Consider the following 16,568-nt stretch of genomic DNA (forward strand, 5'->3'; position numbering starts at 1 on the left):
GGAGAACGGTTCGCGGGCGGCTGCGAGATTGATTCGCGAGAAGCTGGGAGACGCGATCGCAGGACGTGCCGTGTTCAGCAAGGAGGACGACGAGTCCAATGCCGAATCGGTGCCGCAGCTTCGGGCCCGCCGGTTCATTTCCCAGCAGGCGCTGGAGGTCTACACGATCCCCCGGCCCTCGGTGCCCCGCATCAGCCTGGTGACGGACAGCATCGGCTCCGAGAGCCTGTTTGGCGGCGTGGGGACCGCCCTGCTTTTTTCGGCGCAACTGGCGAATCAGATGAATGCGACGCTGCGGGTCGTCACGCGAACCGAGGTCCCGTCACCAGCCAATGCGTGGCAGATCCTGAATGCATATGGGATTCAGCTTCAGCAGGAGATCCAGTTCGCTTTTGCACCGCTCAAGAGCGACGAAACCGACGCGTCGCCTGTTGTGGAGGCTGCTCCCGGCTTGGACATCCATCCTGACGAGATCTTCGTCACGACCTCCTGGTGGACCACGGCCGCCACGCTGCCAAGCGTTCCGGCCGCATCGATCATCTATCTTCTCCAGGAAGACGAGCGCATGTTCTACCCGTTCGGGGAAGACCGCGTGCATTGCGAGCGGGTCTTGCGCAACCAGGACATCAGGTTCGTCGTGAACACGCGATTGCTCTACGACCACCTGATGGCCACGGGCCTGGCGCACCTCGGGCGCAACGGGTTCTGGTTCGAGCCGGCATTTCCGAAATCGTTGTTCCATCCGCGCCCCCGTGAGGCCAACGGGAAGAAGCGATTCTTCTTCTACGCAAGGCCGAACAATCCACGCAATCTTTTCCAGATCGGGCTCGGCGTCATCGATCACGCAGTGAACGAGGGCATCCTCGACCTCGAGCAGTGGGAGATTTTTCTTGTCGGCAAGGACATTCCCCACGTGAAGTTCGGCGCGGGCTACACGCCACACCGCTGCGAGGGCCTGGGATGGGAGGCTTATGCCGATCTCGCGGGCTCCATCGATCTGGGGCTCAGCCTGATGTACACGCCGCATCCCAGCTATCCGCCGTTTGACCTTGCCGCGAGTGGCGCGGTGGTCGTGACGAACAGCTTCGCCAACAAGCAGGATCTGTCGGGCTATTCACCCAACATCATTTGCGCCGAGCTGGAGACGCGGGCTTTGCTGGATGCACTTCGTTCGGGCGTGGCGATCGCCAACGACAGGGACACTCGCAATCGCAATTTTGCGGCGAACGGGTTGGGAACGGACTGGACGCTGGCGTTCGCAGATGTCCTTCGGGCGCTCACGGCAGGGCGCTGATGTTTTCTCTCGACGTTCCTGCGGTTCCTTATGCCGACCCATGGCTCTTGCCGGTCTCGGCGCGTCTGGCGATGCTGCACCAGCGCCGCGGTGCAAAACGCATTGCCTATTTCTACGAAGAGCCGAACAACAGCACCTTCCGCTACCGTGCGTACAACATGGCGCAGGTGCTCAACGAGTCCGACGTCGAGAACGTCTCGGCCAGCTACTTCTTCCTGTCGGACAGCGAACGATTCGATGAAATCGCCGATGCGGCCGACGTGCTGGTGATCTGCCGTTCCCGCTACTGCCATCGCGTCAACGGGCTCATCACCAAGTTCCGCTCGCGCCGCAAGCGGGTGCTGTTCGATGTCGATGACCTTGTCTTCGATACCGATTACGCCCACCTCGTGATCGCCACCTTGGGCCTCGACCTGACCCAGGCGGGGGTCTGGGATGACTGGTTCGCGATGATTGCGCGCATGGGGCAGACGCTGAGACTCTGCGACGGTGCCATCACCACCAACGAATTTCTTGCCCGGAAGCTTGCAGACTATGCGGGCCTTCCGGTCGCCGTCGTGCCGAACTTCATGAACCGGGAGCAGCTGGCGCTGGCGGAAAAGGTCTATGCAGCCAAGGAGCGCATGCGCTTCACCGGCGATGGCAAGGTCTGCCTCGGCTACTTCAGTGGCTCACCTTCGCATCGTCTCGACTATGCGATCGTGGAGCCGGCGCTGATCGAGGTGATGGCCGAGCGGCCGGACGTGGAAGTCATGGTCGTCGGCTATATCGACCACGGCCCTGCGATGAAGGAGTTCGCCCACCGCATCAGCCGACAGCCGTTTCACGACTACGTGAACTTGCAGCGGCTGCTCGGGACGGTCGAATTCAACCTCATGCCGCTGCAGTCGAACGCCTTCACCGATTGCAAGTCCGAGCTGAAGTACTTCGAGGCCGCCAGTGTCGGGACGCTGAGCATTGCATCCCCGGGCTTCACTTACCGGCATGCGATCCGTGATGGCGAGAACGGCTACCTCGCAAAGGCCCATGAATGGACCGAGGCGATATTGAAGGCCGTGGACCGCAGCGGTGCGAACTACGGCACGATGGCCGCGTTGGCGCGGCAGGACGCGCTGGCGAAGTTCGGTTGGCAACACCAGACCGAGGCGATTCTCACAGCCTTGCAGATCGCCTAGAGGCCCCTGGGGCGGCCCCTGGTGCGCACACGGGGAGTCCCGCCCCCGCGCGCCCTTTCAGCGCTCGACGATCCGCCCGTGCTCCAGGTGAATGACCCGGTTGCATTCCTTGGCGATCAATTCCGGCGAATGCGAGGCGAGGATCAGGATGCCGGACTTGGCGACCACGTCCTTCATGCGCTGTTCGGCCTTCTCGGTGAAGGCGGCATCGCCGACCGACAGCCACTCGTCCATCAGCAGGATGTCCGCTTCGACGCTGGTGGAAATGGAGAACGCGAGCCGCATCAGCATGCCGGTGGAATAGGTTCGCACAGGCATGTGCACGTATTCGCCCAAGCCACTGAATTCGCAGATCTCCGGGGTCAGCTTGTCGAGCTGCTTCTTGCTCATGCCCATGACGAGGCCGCGCAGCATGATGTTCTCGATGCCCGTGGCATCGGCTTCGATGCCCAGCGAAGGATCGATCAAGCTGGAGACCGAGCCTTGGCGGGTGAATTCACCTGACGAAGGCTCATAGACCCCGGCCAGGGTGCGCAGGAGCGTGGACTTGCCCGCGCCGTTGTGGCCGACCAGCCCCAGGCGGTCGCCGCTCTTCAATTCGAGGTTGATGTTGCTGAGCGCCTGAACCACGGTGACGCCGGTCTCCTGGCCGAACCGGCCGCCGGTGACCGAGGCCGCGATGGTCTTCTTCAGCGAGTTGGCGCCCGCCCCATAGATGGGGAAGTTGACGGAGACATCTTTGAGTGAAATGAAAGCCATGTTTCTTCAGAGCCAATAGACGACGCGGCGGCGGTACCTTGCGAACAGCAGGCACGAAACGGCGACACAGGCCGCAGTCCATCCGAGGATGCCCCACCAGCTGTGGGCTTGGGCGACCCCGCCCATCAGTGGCGTGCGCAGGAGGTCGAGCATTTGTGCAAACGGGTTCCAGAGGATGTACTTGGCGCGGCCCGGCAGGCTCGAGGGCAGCCAGAAGACGGGCGTCAGGAACATCAGCATCTGCATCACGCTGGTGACGATCTGGGTGACGTCGCGGAATCGGGTACAGACAAGGCCCAGCGCGAGACCCAGGGCGTGGGCGTTGATCAGCAAGAGGACGAATGCCGGCACGAAGAGCAGTGCAGACCACGACAGTGAAATGCCTGCCCAGAGGGCCACCGGGACGTACAGAACGATCTGGTGCGCAAACTGGATGATGTTGCGTCCCATGCTGCGCCAGACGAAGAGGCTGATCGGGAAATAGCTCTGCTTGAGGTAGTTGCCCGAGCTGACGAACGCGTTGCATGAGTCGGTGACCATGCTCGAGAAGAAGCCCCAGAAGATGATGCCGAGCGCCAGGTGCGGGAAGAACGTGGACAGCTCGGTGCCGAACAGCGAGCTGTAAAGCGGCCCCATGCCCCCGATCATGGCGCCCATGCTCAGCGTGAGCCACAGCGGGCCCAGCATCGAGCGCCTGTAACGCAGGACGATGTCGGACCAGGCGAGGGTCCACCAGATGTCCGTGCGGCGTGTGCCCTCCCACCAATCAGCCCAGGCGCTGCGGTGGAGGTTGGAGTGAACTTGGCTCATGTGCGTCTGTACGAGTCTGCGGGGGGTGGACGGTGGTGTCTTCGCCCGAAGAGCTCCGGGCTGTGTCGTGACGGGCAGGAGTCGCCGCGTCAGCGATGCCGGAGGGCGGCCTCATTTTCTATCCTTTGTGTGAACCGCGCGATTTTACCGGGCGGGGTGAACGGCCTGTGTCGGCGGCTTGCGGCCTGCACAGCCTCGGGCGGAAAGGGGAAGCGAAGATAATCGCCTACCGACGGACATCGAGCCCTCGCTTCTCCTTCGAGCCGCCTGTACGGCGCGTATTCCACGAAAAAGTTCCCTCCTTGCCGTTTCAGCCGGCAGGTCGTCTATGAAATCTGTATCTCGGCTCTTCGACTTCTTCCTGACCGTGCTCTGGAGAACCCCCGGTGTCGGGGGGCGGCTCCAACGGGCGTGGCGGATGTTCCGCAAGGCGGGCTGGCGCGGCATTCAGTGGGAGCTCGGACGGCGCGTCACGGGGTTCAACGACTATGCGCGCTGGGTCCGCGACCACGACACCCTGACGCCCGCCACCAGGGACAGGCTGGCCCAGCGCGTGGCCGCCATGGCCGATCGGCCGTTGATTTCCGTGCTCATGCCCTCGTACAACCCCAATCCGGTCTGGTTGCGCGAGGCCATCGAGTCGGTGCGCGGGCAGATCTACCCGAATTGGGAGCTGTGCATCGCGGACGACGCGTCGCCGTCGGCGGAGGTCCGGACGATCCTGCAGTCCTATGCCGACAGCGACCCTCGCATCAAGGTGGTGCTCCGGCCGAAAAACGGCCATATCTCCGCTGCATCGAACAGTGCGCTCGAGCTGGTCGCCGGCGCATGGATCGCGCTCATGGACCATGACGACCTGCTGCCGGCGGACGCGCTGTTCTGGGTGGCTGACTGCATTGCCAGCCATCCCGATGTCCAGTTGATCTATTCCGACGAGGACAAGGTCGATGAAGCCTTGAACCGTTCCGGCCCGTATTTCAAGTGCGACTGGAATGCCGATCTTTTCCGCTCGCAGAACATGTTCAGCCACCTGGGCGTGCTGTCGGCCGACCTCGTGCGTGCCGTCGGCGGCTTCCGGTTGGGCATGGAGGGTTCGCAGGACTGGGACCTCGTGCTTCGCTGCATGGAGCGCGTCGAGGCAAGGCAGGTGCGCCACATCCCCCGGGTGCTCTATCACTGGCGTGTGCATGCGGAAAGCACCGCGAAATCGATGGACGCCAAGCCCTACGCCGTCGTGGCCGGCGAGCGCGCGCTCAATGAGCATTTCGAGCGGACCCAGACGCGCGCGACCGCAGAACACATCGGGTTCGGCTACAGGGTGCACTACGCGTTGCCTGATGCACCGCCGCTCGTGTCGCTGGTCATTTCGACGCGCAATGCCGCGGTGTCGCTGCGTCGGTGCGTGGACGCGATCGTCGCAAAGACCGTCTACCCGCGCTACGAAATCATCGTGGCCGACAACGCCTCGGACGATGCTGCGGCGCAGGCCTGCCTGGAATCTGTGGCCCGGCGTCCGAACGTGCGCGTGCTGCGCCACGCGCAGAAGCAGGGCGCCGCCGCGCTGCGCAACGCGGCGGTCGAAGCCGCGACGGGCGACGTGATCGCATTGCTCGACGACAGCCTCGAGGTCATCACGCCCGAATGGCTGTTTGAAACGGTGAGTCTGGCGTTGCAGCCGGGTGTCGGCGCGGTGGGCGCGAGGCTGATGGACCGGCGCCGGATCCTGACGCACGCCGGCATCATCCTGGGCCTCGGACCCGATGGCGTGGCCGGCTGTTCGCACCGCGGCATGCCTGCAGGGCGTGAAGGCTACGGCGGCCGTGCCGCGCTGATCCAGTCGCTGTCGGCCGTGACATCCGCCTGCCTCGTGATCCGCAGGGACCGTTATCTTCAGATGGGGGGGCTCGACGAGACCCATCTGAAGGAAGCGTTTGCGGATGTGGACCTCTGCCTGCGACTGGGAGAGACCGGGCTGCGCACGCTCTGGACCCCCTACGCGGAGCTGCTCGACCACCGACCTGCGGCGCGCGCCAGAAAGAGCACCGAGCCGGCAAGCGGGCCGTTTCAGGACGATGTGGCCTACATGAAGCGCCGATGGGGCGCTTGGCTGCAGAACGACCCCGCCTACAGCCCCAACCTCATGCTGGAGCGCGAAGACTTCAGCTACGCCTGGCCGCCGCGCGTGGCGCCGGCCTGACGCGATGGCGTCCGGCGTTTCCGTCGCGCTGTGTACCTACAACGGCGCGCGCTATCTTCCCGACCAGGTCCGCAGCATCTGCACGCAGGTGCCGCTGCCGCTGGAGATCGTGCTGTCCGACGACAACTCCAGCGACGACACGCTGGCGGTCGTGCGCGACACCCTCGCCGAATGCGGCGTGGCGGATCGCGTGGCGCTGCGGGTGTTCAGCAACAAGCCGTCGCTGGGCGTCACGCGCAACTTCGAACAGGCCGTGCGTGCCTGTCGCCATGACCTGATCGTGCTGTGCGACCAGGACGATGTCTGGCATCCCGGCCGGCTCGCACGCATGGTGGCGCAGTTCGAAGCGCGCCCCGACCTGCTGCTGTTGCACACCGACGCCCGCCTGGTCGACGACCGGCTGGCGCCGTTGGGCTCCACCCTTTTCCATGCCCTGGAGGTGCAGCCCGGCGAGTTGGCGGCCATTGCACAGGGCGAGGCCTTCGACGTGTTCCTGCGACGCAATCTGGTGACCGGCGCGACCACCATGTTCCGCAGGACCCTGCTCGACGTGGCCCTGCCGTTCGCGCCGGAATGGGTGCACGACGAGTGGCTGGGGGCGGTCGCCGCCGCCATCGGGCGCGTAGACGTCCTGCCGGAGCCGACCATCGACTACCGGCAGCACGCCAGCAACCAGATCGGTGCGCGGCGTCTCACGCTGTCCGAAAAGATGGCCAAGGCCTTCGCCGAACGCGGCGACAAGCACGTGGGGCGCCTGCACCGGGCAGAGGCACTGCTGCAGCGCCTGCAGCAACTCGGCGACCGGGTGTCTGCGAGGTACGTGGCATCGCAGCGTGCCAAGGTGGCGCACCAGCGCTTCAGGGCGCAGCTTCCGGCTGCGCGGGTCCTGCGGCTGGTGCCGATCCTCATCGAGGCCGCCCGGGGGCGTTACGCGCGTTTTGGCCGGGGCGGGCACGCCATGGCGCAGGACCTGTTCGAGCGCGGGTAATCGCTAGCGCTGCAGCCGCCAGTAGCGCCAGAAAGCGCCCGACAGCCACACCTTGAGCAGGCTGGTCACGTGCCAGTACAGGTACTTCTTGCTGCGGTGGCTGGCGCGCTGGGCGTCGTGGCGCGCGCGCAGGTCTTCGGTCACCTGGAGCTTCCAGCCGGCCAGCCGGGTGCGGGCGCAGATGTCGAAGTCTTCCCCGTACATGAAGAAGCGCTCGTCGAAGCCGCCGATGCGGCGGTAGGCTTCGCTGCGAAACAGCATGAACAGCCCGGGAATCCAGGCCGGCACGGCCGGCGGCTGGTAGCCGGGCTTCTTGCGGCCCAGGATCTCGAAGGGGGTCAGCAGCGCACGGTGCGGCTCGGGCTCGGGCCGGCCCGACTCCAGGATGCGCGGCGTCATCAGGCCGGCGTCGGGCGCGGCCTGGGCGAGCATCGGGGCGAGCACGTCGGCGTCGAAGCGGATGTCGGGGTTGAGCACCAGGAACCAGGGCGTGTCGCAGTGCGCGAAGGCCTGGTTGTGGTTGGCGCCGAAGCCCAGGGGCGCCGCGTTCTCGATGCGCTCGATCGGAAAGCCCCACTGTCGTCCTGCGAGCAGGTCGGCCTCGGGAATGTTCAGCGTGAGCACGACCTTGGCGATCGCGTCCCGGCTGTGCCGGTCGAGCTGCTCGAGCAGCGGCAGCACCAGCGCGAGCTGGCCGTGGCTCACGATCGACAGGGTGACCGGGGCGTGGGGTGAAGAAGGGGGCGTGGGCATGGTCTAATTTCGCTCGGGAATTCTAGGGTTCCCCCAACCCCACTCATGATTGCCCTGATCATCCTCAGTTTCTTCGTCTCCGCCATCGCGGTGCAGCTGTTCATGCGCCGCGCGCGCAGACACGCGCGCCGCTACGGCGCCGACATGCCCCAGCGTTTCCACAAGGGCCACGTGCCGCGCCTGGGCGGGGCCGGCATCATGCTCGGCATGAGCGCGGCCTGGCTGGGCGCCGGCCTGATCGAGCCACTGAACATCGCCTGGCCGCTCAAGTCCTCGATGCTCACGCTGGTGTGCATCCTGCCCGCCGTGCTCGGCGGCATCGTCGAAGACGTGACGCAGCAGGTCAAGGTGCGCTACCGGCTGGGCCTGACCATCGGCTCGGCGCTGCTGGTGTGCTGGGTGCAGGGGCTGGGCGTGGCGCGCACCGGCTTCGAGACGCTCGACGGCTGGCTCGCGTTGCTGCCCTATGCCTCGCTGGTCTTCGCGGCCCTGGCCATCGGCGGCCTGCCGCATGCCTTCAACATCATCGACGGCTACAACGGGCTGGCCGGCACCGTGGCCGTGCTCGTGTGCCTGGCGATCTCGCACGTCGCGCTGCAGCTGGGCGACCGGCAGCTGGCCGCGATGGTGATCTGCCTGGTCGGCGCCACCTTCGGCTTCCTGGTCTGGAACTACCCGCGTGGCAAGATCTTCGCCGGCGACGGCGGCGCCTACGTCTGGGGCATGGTGATCGCCGTGGCCTGCGTGACGCTGGTGCAGCGCCACCGCGTGGTGTCGCCGTGGTTCCCGATGCTGCTGCTGATCTACCCGGTGTGGGAGACGCTGTTCTCCATCTACCGCAAGCTGGCCCGCGGCCAGTCGCCGGGCACGGCCGACGCGCTGCACTTCCACCAGCTGATCTTCCGGCGCATCGTGCGCGTGGCCTTCGCGGACGACGAGGCGCGCCAGCTGCTGGCGCGCAACAACCGCACCTCGCCCTACCTGTGGATGTTCGCCGCGCTGTCGGTGGTGCCCGCGGTGCTGTTCTGGAACAACACCTTCGTGCTGATGCTGTTCTGCTTTCTGTTCGTCACGACCTACGTCGGGGCGTACCTGATGATCGTGCGCTTCAAGGTCCCGCGCTGGCTGCGGCCCTGACCGCCGGCGCCGCCTTGTTGCGAGAATTCTTCCCATCGTCCACCGCTTTGGAGCCTGACCGCCCATGACCGACCCCGTCCTCAACATCCCTCCGCGCGACAAGGCCGAGATCCTGGCCCAGGCGCTGCCGTACATCCGCAAGTTCCACGGCAAGACCATCGTCATCAAGTACGGCGGCAACGCCATGACCGACCCGGCGCTGCAGGCCGACTTCGCCGAAGACGTGGTGCTGCTCAAGCTGGTCGGCATGAACCCGGTGGTGGTGCACGGCGGCGGCCCGCAGATCGAGGCCGCGCTGAACAAGCTGGGCAAGAAGGGCAGCTTCGTGCAGGGCATGCGCGTGACCGACGCCGAGACCATGGAAGTCGTCGAATGGGTGCTGGCCGGCGAGGTGCAGCAGGACATCGTGGGCCTGATCAACCAGGCCGGCGGCAAGGCCGTGGGCCTCACGGGGCGCGACGGCGGCCTCATTCGCGCGCAAAAGCTCAAGCTGGCCGACCGCACCGACCCGAACGTGCACCACGACGTGGGCCAGGTCGGCGACATCGTTTCCATCGACCCCAGCGTGGTCAAGGCGCTGCAGGACGACGCCTTCATTCCCGTCGTGAGCCCGATCGGCTTCGGCGAGGAGAACGAGAGCTACAACATCAACGCCGACGTCGTCGCCGGCAAGCTGGCCACCGTGCTCAAGGCCGAGAAGCTCATGCTGCTGACGAACACGCCCGGCGTGCTCGACAAGAACGGCAACCTGCTCACCAACCTGAGCGCGCGCGAAATCGACGACCTGTTCGCCGACGGCACCATCTCGGGCGGCATGCTGCCCAAGATCGAAGGCGCGCTCGACGCGGCCAAGAGCGGCGTGAACGCGGTGCACATCATCGACGGCCGCGTGCCGCACGCGATGCTGCTCGAGATCCTGACCGACCAGGCCTACGGCACGATGATCCGGGCGCGTTGAGCGCCCTCCGCGTGCCTTCCGTCGGCGGAAGGCGCGCGCTCACTGCGCTGTGCGAGAATCAATTGATTACATCTTTGCACGCGCTCCCATGCAGAACGAAGAGACAGCTGCCCCCGGCGTAGAGACCCCGGCCGACACGCCCGCCGCCGCACCGACGCGCAAGCGCCCCAAGCCGGGCGAGCGGCGCGTGCAGATCCTGCAGGCGCTGGCCGCCATGCTGGAGCAGCCCGGTGCCGAGCGGGTCACCACCGCCGCGCTGGCCGCGCGGCTCGAGGTGAGCGAGGCGGCCCTGTACCGCCACTTCGCGAGCAAGGCCCAGATGTTCGAGGGCCTCATCGACTTCATCGAGCAGAGCGTCTTCACGCTGGTCAACCAGATCCTCGAGCGCGAAGGCGCCACCGGCAGCCAGCAGGCGGCCCGCATCCTCGTGCTGCTCGTGCAGTTCGCCGAGCGCAACCCCGGCATGACGCGCGTCATGGTCGGCGATGCGCTGGTGTTCGAGAACGAGCGCCTGCAGCAGCGCATGAACCAGTTCTTCGACAAGATCGAGGCCACGCTGCGCCAGGTGCTGCGCGGCGCGGCCGCCGCCGACGGCTCGGCCACGCCCAGCGTCGACGCCCAGGTGCGCGCCGCGGCGCTCACGGCCTTCGTGGTCGGGCAGCTGCAGCGCTTTGCGCGCTCGGGTTTCCGCCGCGCGCCGTCCGAACACCTGGAAGCCACGATCGCCCTGATCGTTTGACGGCCTTGCCGGCAAGTCCGGCGCCGCCACGCTGAACTCGACGCGGCCCCTGGCGGCGCGTACGATCAATTTCCTCCCTTGCCGCCACGCGGTGCCGCGGTGACAAGCCCGTTTCGCATGACCTCTGGATCGGAGGCTCGCATGAGTGCTTGTCCTTCCCGCAGCCGCTGGCCTTCCGGGGCGCGCCATGCCTGACGCCGCCGCCCGTCCGGCCCTTCTCCTGCATGCCGTTGCGCTCACCGCGGTCGCCATGGTCGCGTTCGCGGCCAACTCGCTGCTGTGCCGGCTCGCGCTGCAGCACGGCGGCATCGACCCGGCCAGCTTCGGCAGCATCCGGCTCGCGTCCGGGGCGATCACGTTGGCGCTTGTCGTGCGCTTCCGATCGCAGCCGTCCGCCCTCGGGCGCACCGGCTGGCTTCCGGCCGTCATGCTGTTCGCCTATGTGGCGTTCTTCTCCTTCGCGTACCTCAGCCTTTCGGCGGGCACGGGCGCGCTGATCCTCTTCGGCGCGGTGCAGCTCACGATGCTGGGCGCGGGGCTGGGCGGCGGCGAGCGCTTCGGGGTGCTGGCGTGGTGCGGCTTCGTCCTTGCGGCGGCCGGCCTCGTCTACCTGGTGTCGCCGGGCATCGCCGCGCCGCCGTTGCTGGGCGCCGTGCTGATGGCGGTGGCGGGCGTGGCGTGGGGCGTGTATTCGCTGCGCGGCCGGGGCGTGGCCGACCCGCTGGCCGCGACCGCGCGCAACTTCCTGCGCGCCGTGCCGCTGGCCCTGGCGCTGAGCCTGGTGTTCGCCACGCGCGCGCACGCCGATGCGCGCGGCGTCGCGCTGGCCGTGGCCTCCGGCGCGCTGACCTCGGGGCTCGGCTACGTGGTCTGGTACGCGGCGCTGGGCCGGCTGTCGGCGTTGCGGGCGGCCACGGTGCAACTGTCGGTGCCGTTGCTGGCGGCGTTCGGCGGCGTACTGTTCCTGTCGGAAGCGATCACGCCGCGGCTGGCACTCGCCTCGGTGGCGATCCTTGGCGGCATCGCGCTCGTGCTGAGCCAGAAGTCGCGCCAGGCGGCGCGACGCTAGGCGACGGCCACGCCCACCTTGGCGCCGGCGGCGACGATCTCGCCCCAGGTCGCGTCATCGACCCACACGCCGTCGCGCCGGCGCGCCACGCGCGCCTGGCGCTCCGGTTCGCCTGCGATCTGCACGGCCTCGAAGCCCTGGCCCGGCGGGCTTTGCCGCAGCCAGCCGATGAACTCGCGTGCCTCCTCGTCGAAGGCCTTCTGCGTGCCGAGCTTCACGGGGTCGATCAGCACCGTCAGCATGCCGTTGAGCACCGTGCGCGCCGTGTCCGCCGGCCGGTGCCAGGTGCCGCCGCCCGTGAGCGCGCCGCCCAGCAGCTCGCAGGCCACCGCCATGCCGTAGCCCTTGTGTTCGCCGAAGGTCATGAGCGCGCCGAACAGGCCGTTGCCCTGCGGCACCACGACCACGCCCGGGTCGTTGGTGGGCGCGCCGTGCTCGTCGATGAGGTAGCCGTCGGGCACCTGCTCGCCCTTGTTGTGGGCCACGCGCATCTTGCCCTGCGCCACGCGGCTGGTCGCGTAGTCGAGCACGAAGGGCTCGGCGCCCGCCAGCGGAATGCCGATGCAGCACGGGTTGGTGCCGAAGCGCCCGTCGCCGCCGCCCCAGGGCGCCACCACGGGCCGCGAGAGCACGTTGACGAAGTGCATCGCCACCAGCCCCTGCGCCGTCGCCATTTCCGCGAAATGGCCGATGCGCCCCAGGTGGTGCGCGTTGGCGAGCGTGAAGATGCAGCTGCCGTGCTGCTTCGCGCGCGCGATGCCGAGCTCCATCGCCTGCACGCCGACGATCTGCCCGTAGCCGTGCTGGCCGTCCAGGCCCATCAGCGTGCCGATGTCGAGGTTGACCTTCACGGCGGCGTTGGGCACGAGGCCGCCTTCGGCCGCCGCATCGATGTAGCGCGGCAGCATGCCCACGCCGTGCGAGTCGTGGCCGCTCAGGTTGGCCAGCACGAGGTTGGCGGCCACCTGCTGCGCCTCGGCGGCCGTGCTGCCTGCGGCTTCGAGGATGCGGGCGACGTTGGCTTGCAGGCCGTCGGCCGGCAGGGTTCTGGACATGGATCAGGCTCCTCTTGCGTTCAATGGGATGGCGTGGCCGACGGGGCGGGCGGGCAGGGGCTGCATTGGCCTCACATCACCGCGCCGACTTGCCACGGCACGAACTCGTTCTGCCCGTAGCCGTGCTGTTCGCTCTTCGAGTGCGCGCCCGAGGCGGTGGCCAGCACCAGCTCGAAGATGCGCTGGCCCATCTCCGCAATTGAGGCCGTGCCGTCCACGATCTCGCCGCAGTTGATGTCCATGTCTTCTTCCTGCCGCTGCCACAGCGCCGAGTTGGTCGCCAGCTTGAGCGAAGGCGAGGGCGCGCAGCCGTAGGCCGAGCCGCGACCGGTCGTGAAGCAGATCAGGTTCGCGCCGCCGGCCACCTGGCCCGTGGCGCTCACCGGGTCGTAGCCTGGCGTGTCCATGTAGACGAAGCCGTGCGCGGTGACGGGCTCGGCATATTCGTACACCGCCTCGAGGTTGCTGGTGCCGCCCTTGGCGACCGCGCCCAGCGACTTCTCGAGGATGGTGGTGAGCCCGCCCGCCTTGTTGCCGGGCGAGGGGTTGTTGTTCATCTCGCCTTCGTTGATGGCGGTGTAGTGCTCCCACCACTTGATGCGCTCCACCAGCTTCTGGCCGACCTCGCGCTTCACCGCGCGGCGTGTCAGCAGGTGCTCGGCGCCGTACACCTCGGGCGTTTCGCTCAGGATGGCCGTGCCGCCGTGCGCCACCAGCAGGTCGACCGCCGCGCCCAACGCCGGGTTCGCGCTGATGCCCGAGTAGCCGTCGGAGCCGCCGCACTGCAGCCCGATGGTGATGTGCGCCGCGCTGCACGGCTCGCGCTTCACTGCGTTGGCGCGCGGCAGCATTTCATTGATGAGCGCCACGCCCTTCTCGACCGTCTTGCGCGTGCCGCCCGTGTCCTGGATGTTGAAGGTGCGGAAGTTCTCGCCCTCGGCCAGGTGGCCGGTCGCGAGCCAGGCGTTGATCTGGTTGGCCTCGCAGCCGAGTCCGACCACCAGCACGCCCGCGAAGTTCGGGTGCGTGGCGTAGCCCGTGAGCGTGCGCTCCAGGATCTGCATGCCCATGCCCTGCGTGTCCATGCCGCAGCCCGTGCCGTGCGTGAGCGCGACCACGCCGTCGACATTCGGAAACGCCGCCAGCGCCTGCGGATTCGTCTTGCGAGAGAAGTGGTCGGCAATCGCGCGCGCGGCCGTGGCCGAGCAGTTCACGCTGGTCAGCACGCCGATGTAGTTGCGCGTGGCCACGCGGCCATCGGCGCGCTTGATGCCCATGAAGGTGGCCTCGCGTTTTGCGGGCGCGGGCTTCACGTCGGCGCCGAAGGCGTAGTCGCGTTCGAAGTCGCCCTTGTCGGGGCCCATGTCCAGGTTCTGCGTGTGCACGTGCTCGCCGGCGGCAATGGGCTTGCTCGCGAAGCCGATGATCTGGTTGTAGCGGCGCACCGGTTCGCCCTGCGCGATGGCGCGCATGGCGACCTTGTGCCCCGGCGGGATCAGGCCGCGCACGGCCACGTTCTCGACGAGCGTGCCGCCCAGCAGTTGCGAGCGCGCGATGACGACGTCGTCGGCGGGATGGAGTCGGATGTAGGGGGTCATCGTGGGTATCGTTCTCGGAGCCGGCGCGGGTGCGCCGGCGGTGGTCGTTACTGCATGATCTTCGGCAGCCACAGCACGGTGGCAGGCCAGTAGGTGATGATGCCCAGGCTCAACAGCAACGGCACCAGCCAGGGCAGGATCGCCATCGTCGTGCGCTCGATGCTGAGGTTGGCGATGCGTGCCAGCACGAACAGCACCATGCCCATCGGCGGATGCAGCACGCCGATCATGAGGTTGAGCACCATCACCACGCCGAAATGCACCGGGTCGATGCCCAGCTGGTTCGAGATCGGCAAGAGGATCGGCACCAGGATCGTGATGGCCGCGGTGGTCTCCAGGAAGCAGCCCACGAACAGCATCAGCAGGTTCGCCAGCAGCAGGAACACCCAGGCTTCCTTGGTGAAGTTGAGCACCCAGCTCGCGATGTCGGCCGTGACGCCGGTGGCCGTCAGCATCCAGCCGAAGATCGAGGCGGCCGCCACGATGAAGAGCACCGTCGAGGTCGACTCGACCGTCTCCAGGCACACCTTGACGAACATCTTCCACTGCAGCGTGCGGTACCAGAAGAAGCCCAGCACCATCGCCCACACGCAGGCGGCAATGGCGCCTTCGGTGGCGGTGAACAGGCCCGTCGCCATGCCGCCGATGAGCAGCACCGGCGTCATGATCGGCAGCACCGCCTCGAACTTGAAGACCTTGTCGGCCGCGAAGAGGATCACCAGCGCAATGGCCACCGCCGGTTGGGCCGGCGCGCCGAACTTGTCGACTGCGAACCACAGCAGCGTGGGCCACAGGCACACCACCAGCAGCTCGACCAGCGCCTTCATGAGGCGCGGCCACTGGAACTTCACGTCCGCGCCCCAGCCGTTCTTGTGCGCGTAGTAGGCCACCGTGAGCATCATGAGCAGCGTCATGATGAGCCCCGGCATCAGCCCCGCGATGAACAGCGCGCCCACCGACACGTTGGCCATCATCCCGTAGATCACGAAGGGCAGGCTCGGCGGAATGATCGGCCCCAGCGTGGCCGAGGCCGCGGTCACGCCGACCGCGAACTCGGTCGAGTAGCCGTGTTCCTTCATGGCCTTGATCTCGATCGTGCCCAGGCCCGCCGCGTCCGCGATGGCGGTGCCGCTCATGCCCGAGAAGATCACCGAGCCCAGGATGTTCACGTGCCCCAGGCCGCCCTTGAGCCAGCCCACCAGCGCGAGCGCGAAGTTGTAGATGCGGTTGGTGATGCCGGCGTTGTTCATCAGGTTGCCGGCGAGGATGAAGAAGGGAACGGCGAGCAGCGGAAAGCTGTCGACGCCGCTCACCATGCGGTGAATGACGACGAAGCCCGGCAGGTTGCCGCTCCAGAGGATGTAGACCAGCGAGGCACCGGCCATGGCCACGGCGACCGGGATGCCGGCGCTCATGAAGAGCAGGAAGGCGATCTTCAGCATGTTGTTGTCGTGATGGAGTGGGGTTGCGACCTCAGCGGTCGTCGATCGTGGATTCGGGCCGCTCCAGCACGCAGTAGCCGCGGCGCCAGTGCACCACGCTCACCTGCACCGAGCGCACGCACATGGCGACGAAGCCCAGGAGGCACACGCCGTAGACGATGTTCATCGGCAGGTCGACGATGGTCATGCTCGCGTTGTTGCCGATCTTGAGCATCATCTGCACCGTCATGACCACCGCTGCCGCGAAGAACGCCGTGCGCAGCACGTCGACCAGAAGGCCCAGCGCGCGGCCCATGGCCGGCGGCATGTGGCGGTAGAAGAAGTCGACCTGGATGTGGTTGTTGCGCGCCACGCCGATCGACGCGCCCACGAACACCGTGCCCACCAGCAGGTAGCGCGCGATCTCCTCGGTCCAGGAGGCCGAGTCGTTCAGCACGTAGCGCGTCACGAACTGGTAGAGCACCGTGAGGCCCAGCACCCAGAAGATGCCCAGGGCGGCCCAGGCCTCCACGGTGGTGCCGGACAGGTCGACGGCCTCGTCCTTGGCGTGGAACTCGCCGTCGTCGCCCAGCAGCTTGTCGTCGCTCATCGTGT

The 16,568-nt window shown here is 67.1% G+C and carries 15 protein-coding genes; 8 read left to right on the forward strand and 7 right to left on the reverse strand.

The features are described from left to right. The first annotated feature begins 70 nt into the window (after nucleotides 1-70). Together AC1RAA_RS22280 and AC1RAA_RS22285 are read left to right on the forward strand one after the other, a co-directional pair. On the forward strand, nucleotides 71-1,294 hold the full coding sequence (locus tag AC1RAA_RS22280) for a rhamnosyltransferase WsaF family glycosyltransferase (protein ID WP_492731676.1): 1,224 nt from the start codon (nucleotides 71-73) through the stop codon (nucleotides 1,292-1,294). Beyond that, nucleotides 1,294-2,469 carry a glycosyltransferase gene (locus AC1RAA_RS22285; protein ID WP_492731678.1) on the forward strand — a complete coding sequence of 392 codons (1,176 nt, stop codon included), beginning with the start codon at nucleotides 1,294-1,296 and terminating at the stop codon, nucleotides 2,467-2,469. Before AC1RAA_RS22280 ends, AC1RAA_RS22285 begins: the two co-directional genes overlap by 1 nt. A gap of 57 nt (nucleotides 2,470-2,526) precedes the next feature. Here the strand turns inward: AC1RAA_RS22285 and AC1RAA_RS22290 are convergent, their stop codons facing one another. Both AC1RAA_RS22290 and AC1RAA_RS22295 read right to left on the reverse strand, forming a co-directional pair. Next, nucleotides 2,527-3,228 carry an ABC transporter ATP-binding protein gene (locus AC1RAA_RS22290; RefSeq protein WP_153280756.1) on the reverse strand — a complete coding sequence of 234 codons (702 nt, stop codon included), beginning with the start codon at nucleotides 3,226-3,228 and terminating at the stop codon, nucleotides 2,527-2,529. A 6-nt stretch (nucleotides 3,229-3,234) separates the two neighbouring features. Further along, nucleotides 3,235-4,038 carry an ABC transporter permease gene (locus tag AC1RAA_RS22295; protein WP_492731680.1) on the reverse strand — a complete coding sequence of 268 codons (804 nt, stop codon included), beginning with the start codon at nucleotides 4,036-4,038 and terminating at the stop codon, nucleotides 3,235-3,237. Nucleotides 4,039-4,456: 418 nt separating this feature from the next. Here AC1RAA_RS22295 and AC1RAA_RS22300 point away from each other — a divergent pair, with 418 nt between their 5' ends. Next, the gene (locus AC1RAA_RS22300; protein ID WP_492731682.1) at nucleotides 4,457-6,235 is read left to right on the forward strand and encodes a glycosyltransferase; all 1,779 of its coding nucleotides are present in this window, start codon (nucleotides 4,457-4,459) and stop codon (nucleotides 6,233-6,235) included. A gap of 4 nt (nucleotides 6,236-6,239) precedes the next feature. Continuing rightward, nucleotides 6,240-7,223 carry a glycosyltransferase family 2 protein gene (locus AC1RAA_RS22305; RefSeq protein WP_492731684.1) on the forward strand — a complete coding sequence of 328 codons (984 nt, stop codon included), beginning with the start codon at nucleotides 6,240-6,242 and terminating at the stop codon, nucleotides 7,221-7,223. A 3-nt stretch (nucleotides 7,224-7,226) separates the two neighbouring features. Here AC1RAA_RS22305 and AC1RAA_RS22310 read toward each other — a convergent pair whose 3' ends face one another. Then, nucleotides 7,227-7,976, reverse strand: coding sequence for a glycosyltransferase family 2 protein (locus AC1RAA_RS22310; protein WP_492731685.1), 750 nt, complete (start codon nucleotides 7,974-7,976; stop codon nucleotides 7,227-7,229). 45 nt (nucleotides 7,977-8,021) lie between these two features. On the opposite strand from AC1RAA_RS22310, the gene AC1RAA_RS22315 reads away from it, so the two are divergent. From AC1RAA_RS22315 to AC1RAA_RS22330, 4 genes are all read left to right on the forward strand, one after another. After that, nucleotides 8,022-9,113 carry a glycosyltransferase family 4 protein gene (locus AC1RAA_RS22315; protein ID WP_492731687.1) on the forward strand — a complete coding sequence of 364 codons (1,092 nt, stop codon included), beginning with the start codon at nucleotides 8,022-8,024 and terminating at the stop codon, nucleotides 9,111-9,113. Nucleotides 9,114-9,177: 64 nt separating this feature from the next. Next, entirely contained in the window at nucleotides 9,178-10,071 is an 894-nt protein-coding gene (gene argB, locus AC1RAA_RS22320; protein ID WP_062471140.1) for an acetylglutamate kinase, read from the forward strand. 88 nt (nucleotides 10,072-10,159) lie between these two features. After that, nucleotides 10,160-10,810 carry a nucleoid occlusion factor SlmA gene (gene slmA / locus AC1RAA_RS22325; protein ID WP_062471138.1) on the forward strand — a complete coding sequence of 217 codons (651 nt, stop codon included), beginning with the start codon at nucleotides 10,160-10,162 and terminating at the stop codon, nucleotides 10,808-10,810. 187 nt (nucleotides 10,811-10,997) lie between these two features. Beyond that, a complete protein-coding gene (locus AC1RAA_RS22330) occupies nucleotides 10,998-11,879 on the forward strand; it encodes a DMT family transporter (RefSeq protein WP_492731689.1) in 882 nt (293 codons plus the stop codon). Here the strand turns inward: AC1RAA_RS22330 and AC1RAA_RS22335 are convergent. The 4 genes from AC1RAA_RS22335 to AC1RAA_RS22350 all read right to left on the reverse strand — a co-directional run bounded on the left by AC1RAA_RS22335 (nucleotide 11,876) and on the right by AC1RAA_RS22350 (nucleotide 16,563). Further along, nucleotides 11,876-12,934: a malate/lactate/ureidoglycolate dehydrogenase gene (locus AC1RAA_RS22335; protein ID WP_492731691.1), complete on the reverse strand. Its 1,059-nt coding sequence runs from the start codon at nucleotides 12,932-12,934 to the stop codon at nucleotides 11,876-11,878. The genes AC1RAA_RS22330 and AC1RAA_RS22335 overlap by 4 nt on opposite strands. Nucleotides 12,935-13,005: 71 nt before the next feature. Next, nucleotides 13,006-14,532: a UxaA family hydrolase gene (locus AC1RAA_RS22340; RefSeq protein WP_492731693.1), complete on the reverse strand. Its 1,527-nt coding sequence runs from the start codon at nucleotides 14,530-14,532 to the stop codon at nucleotides 13,006-13,008. Between the two features lie 47 nt (nucleotides 14,533-14,579). After that, the gene (locus AC1RAA_RS22345) at nucleotides 14,580-15,974 is read right to left on the reverse strand and encodes a TRAP transporter large permease (protein ID WP_095743531.1); all 1,395 of its coding nucleotides are present in this window, start codon (nucleotides 15,972-15,974) and stop codon (nucleotides 14,580-14,582) included. A 31-nt stretch (nucleotides 15,975-16,005) separates the two neighbouring features. Then, a complete protein-coding gene (locus tag AC1RAA_RS22350; protein WP_070060225.1) occupies nucleotides 16,006-16,563 on the reverse strand; it encodes a TRAP transporter small permease in 558 nt (185 codons plus the stop codon). Nucleotides 16,564-16,568 lie beyond the last annotated feature (5 nt).

The sequence above is a fragment of the Variovorax sp. GW823-FHT04F07 genome (assembly GCF_058795995.1).

Coding starts and splice junctions, on each gene's coding strand:
- AC1RAA_RS22310 (WP_492731685.1), bottom strand. CDS start 7,976: ATGCCCACGCCCCCTTCTTCACCCCACGCCCCGGTCACCCTGTCGATC.
- AC1RAA_RS22305 (WP_492731684.1), top strand. CDS start 6,240: ATGGCGTCCGGCGTTTCCGTCGCGCTGTGTACCTACAACGGCGCGCGC.
- AC1RAA_RS22340 (WP_492731693.1), bottom strand. CDS start 14,532: ATGACCCCCTACATCCGACTCCATCCCGCCGACGACGTCGTCATCGCG.
- AC1RAA_RS22345 (WP_095743531.1), bottom strand. CDS start 15,974: ATGCTGAAGATCGCCTTCCTGCTCTTCATGAGCGCCGGCATCCCGGTC.
- AC1RAA_RS22335 (WP_492731691.1), bottom strand. CDS start 12,934: ATGTCCAGAACCCTGCCGGCCGACGGCCTGCAAGCCAACGTCGCCCGC.
- AC1RAA_RS22290 (WP_153280756.1), bottom strand. CDS start 3,228: ATGGCTTTCATTTCACTCAAAGATGTCTCCGTCAACTTCCCCATCTAT.
- slmA (WP_062471138.1), top strand. CDS start 10,160: ATGCAGAACGAAGAGACAGCTGCCCCCGGCGTAGAGACCCCGGCCGAC.
- AC1RAA_RS22300 (WP_492731682.1), top strand. CDS start 4,457: ATGTTCCGCAAGGCGGGCTGGCGCGGCATTCAGTGGGAGCTCGGACGG.
- AC1RAA_RS22285 (WP_492731678.1), top strand. CDS start 1,294: ATGTTTTCTCTCGACGTTCCTGCGGTTCCTTATGCCGACCCATGGCTC.
- argB (WP_062471140.1), top strand. CDS start 9,178: ATGACCGACCCCGTCCTCAACATCCCTCCGCGCGACAAGGCCGAGATC.
- AC1RAA_RS22350 (WP_070060225.1), bottom strand. CDS start 16,563: ATGAGCGACGACAAGCTGCTGGGCGACGACGGCGAGTTCCACGCCAAG.
- AC1RAA_RS22295 (WP_492731680.1), bottom strand. CDS start 4,038: ATGAGCCAAGTTCACTCCAACCTCCACCGCAGCGCCTGGGCTGATTGG.
- AC1RAA_RS22330 (WP_492731689.1), top strand. CDS start 10,998: ATGCCTGACGCCGCCGCCCGTCCGGCCCTTCTCCTGCATGCCGTTGCG.
- AC1RAA_RS22315 (WP_492731687.1), top strand. CDS start 8,022: ATGATTGCCCTGATCATCCTCAGTTTCTTCGTCTCCGCCATCGCGGTG.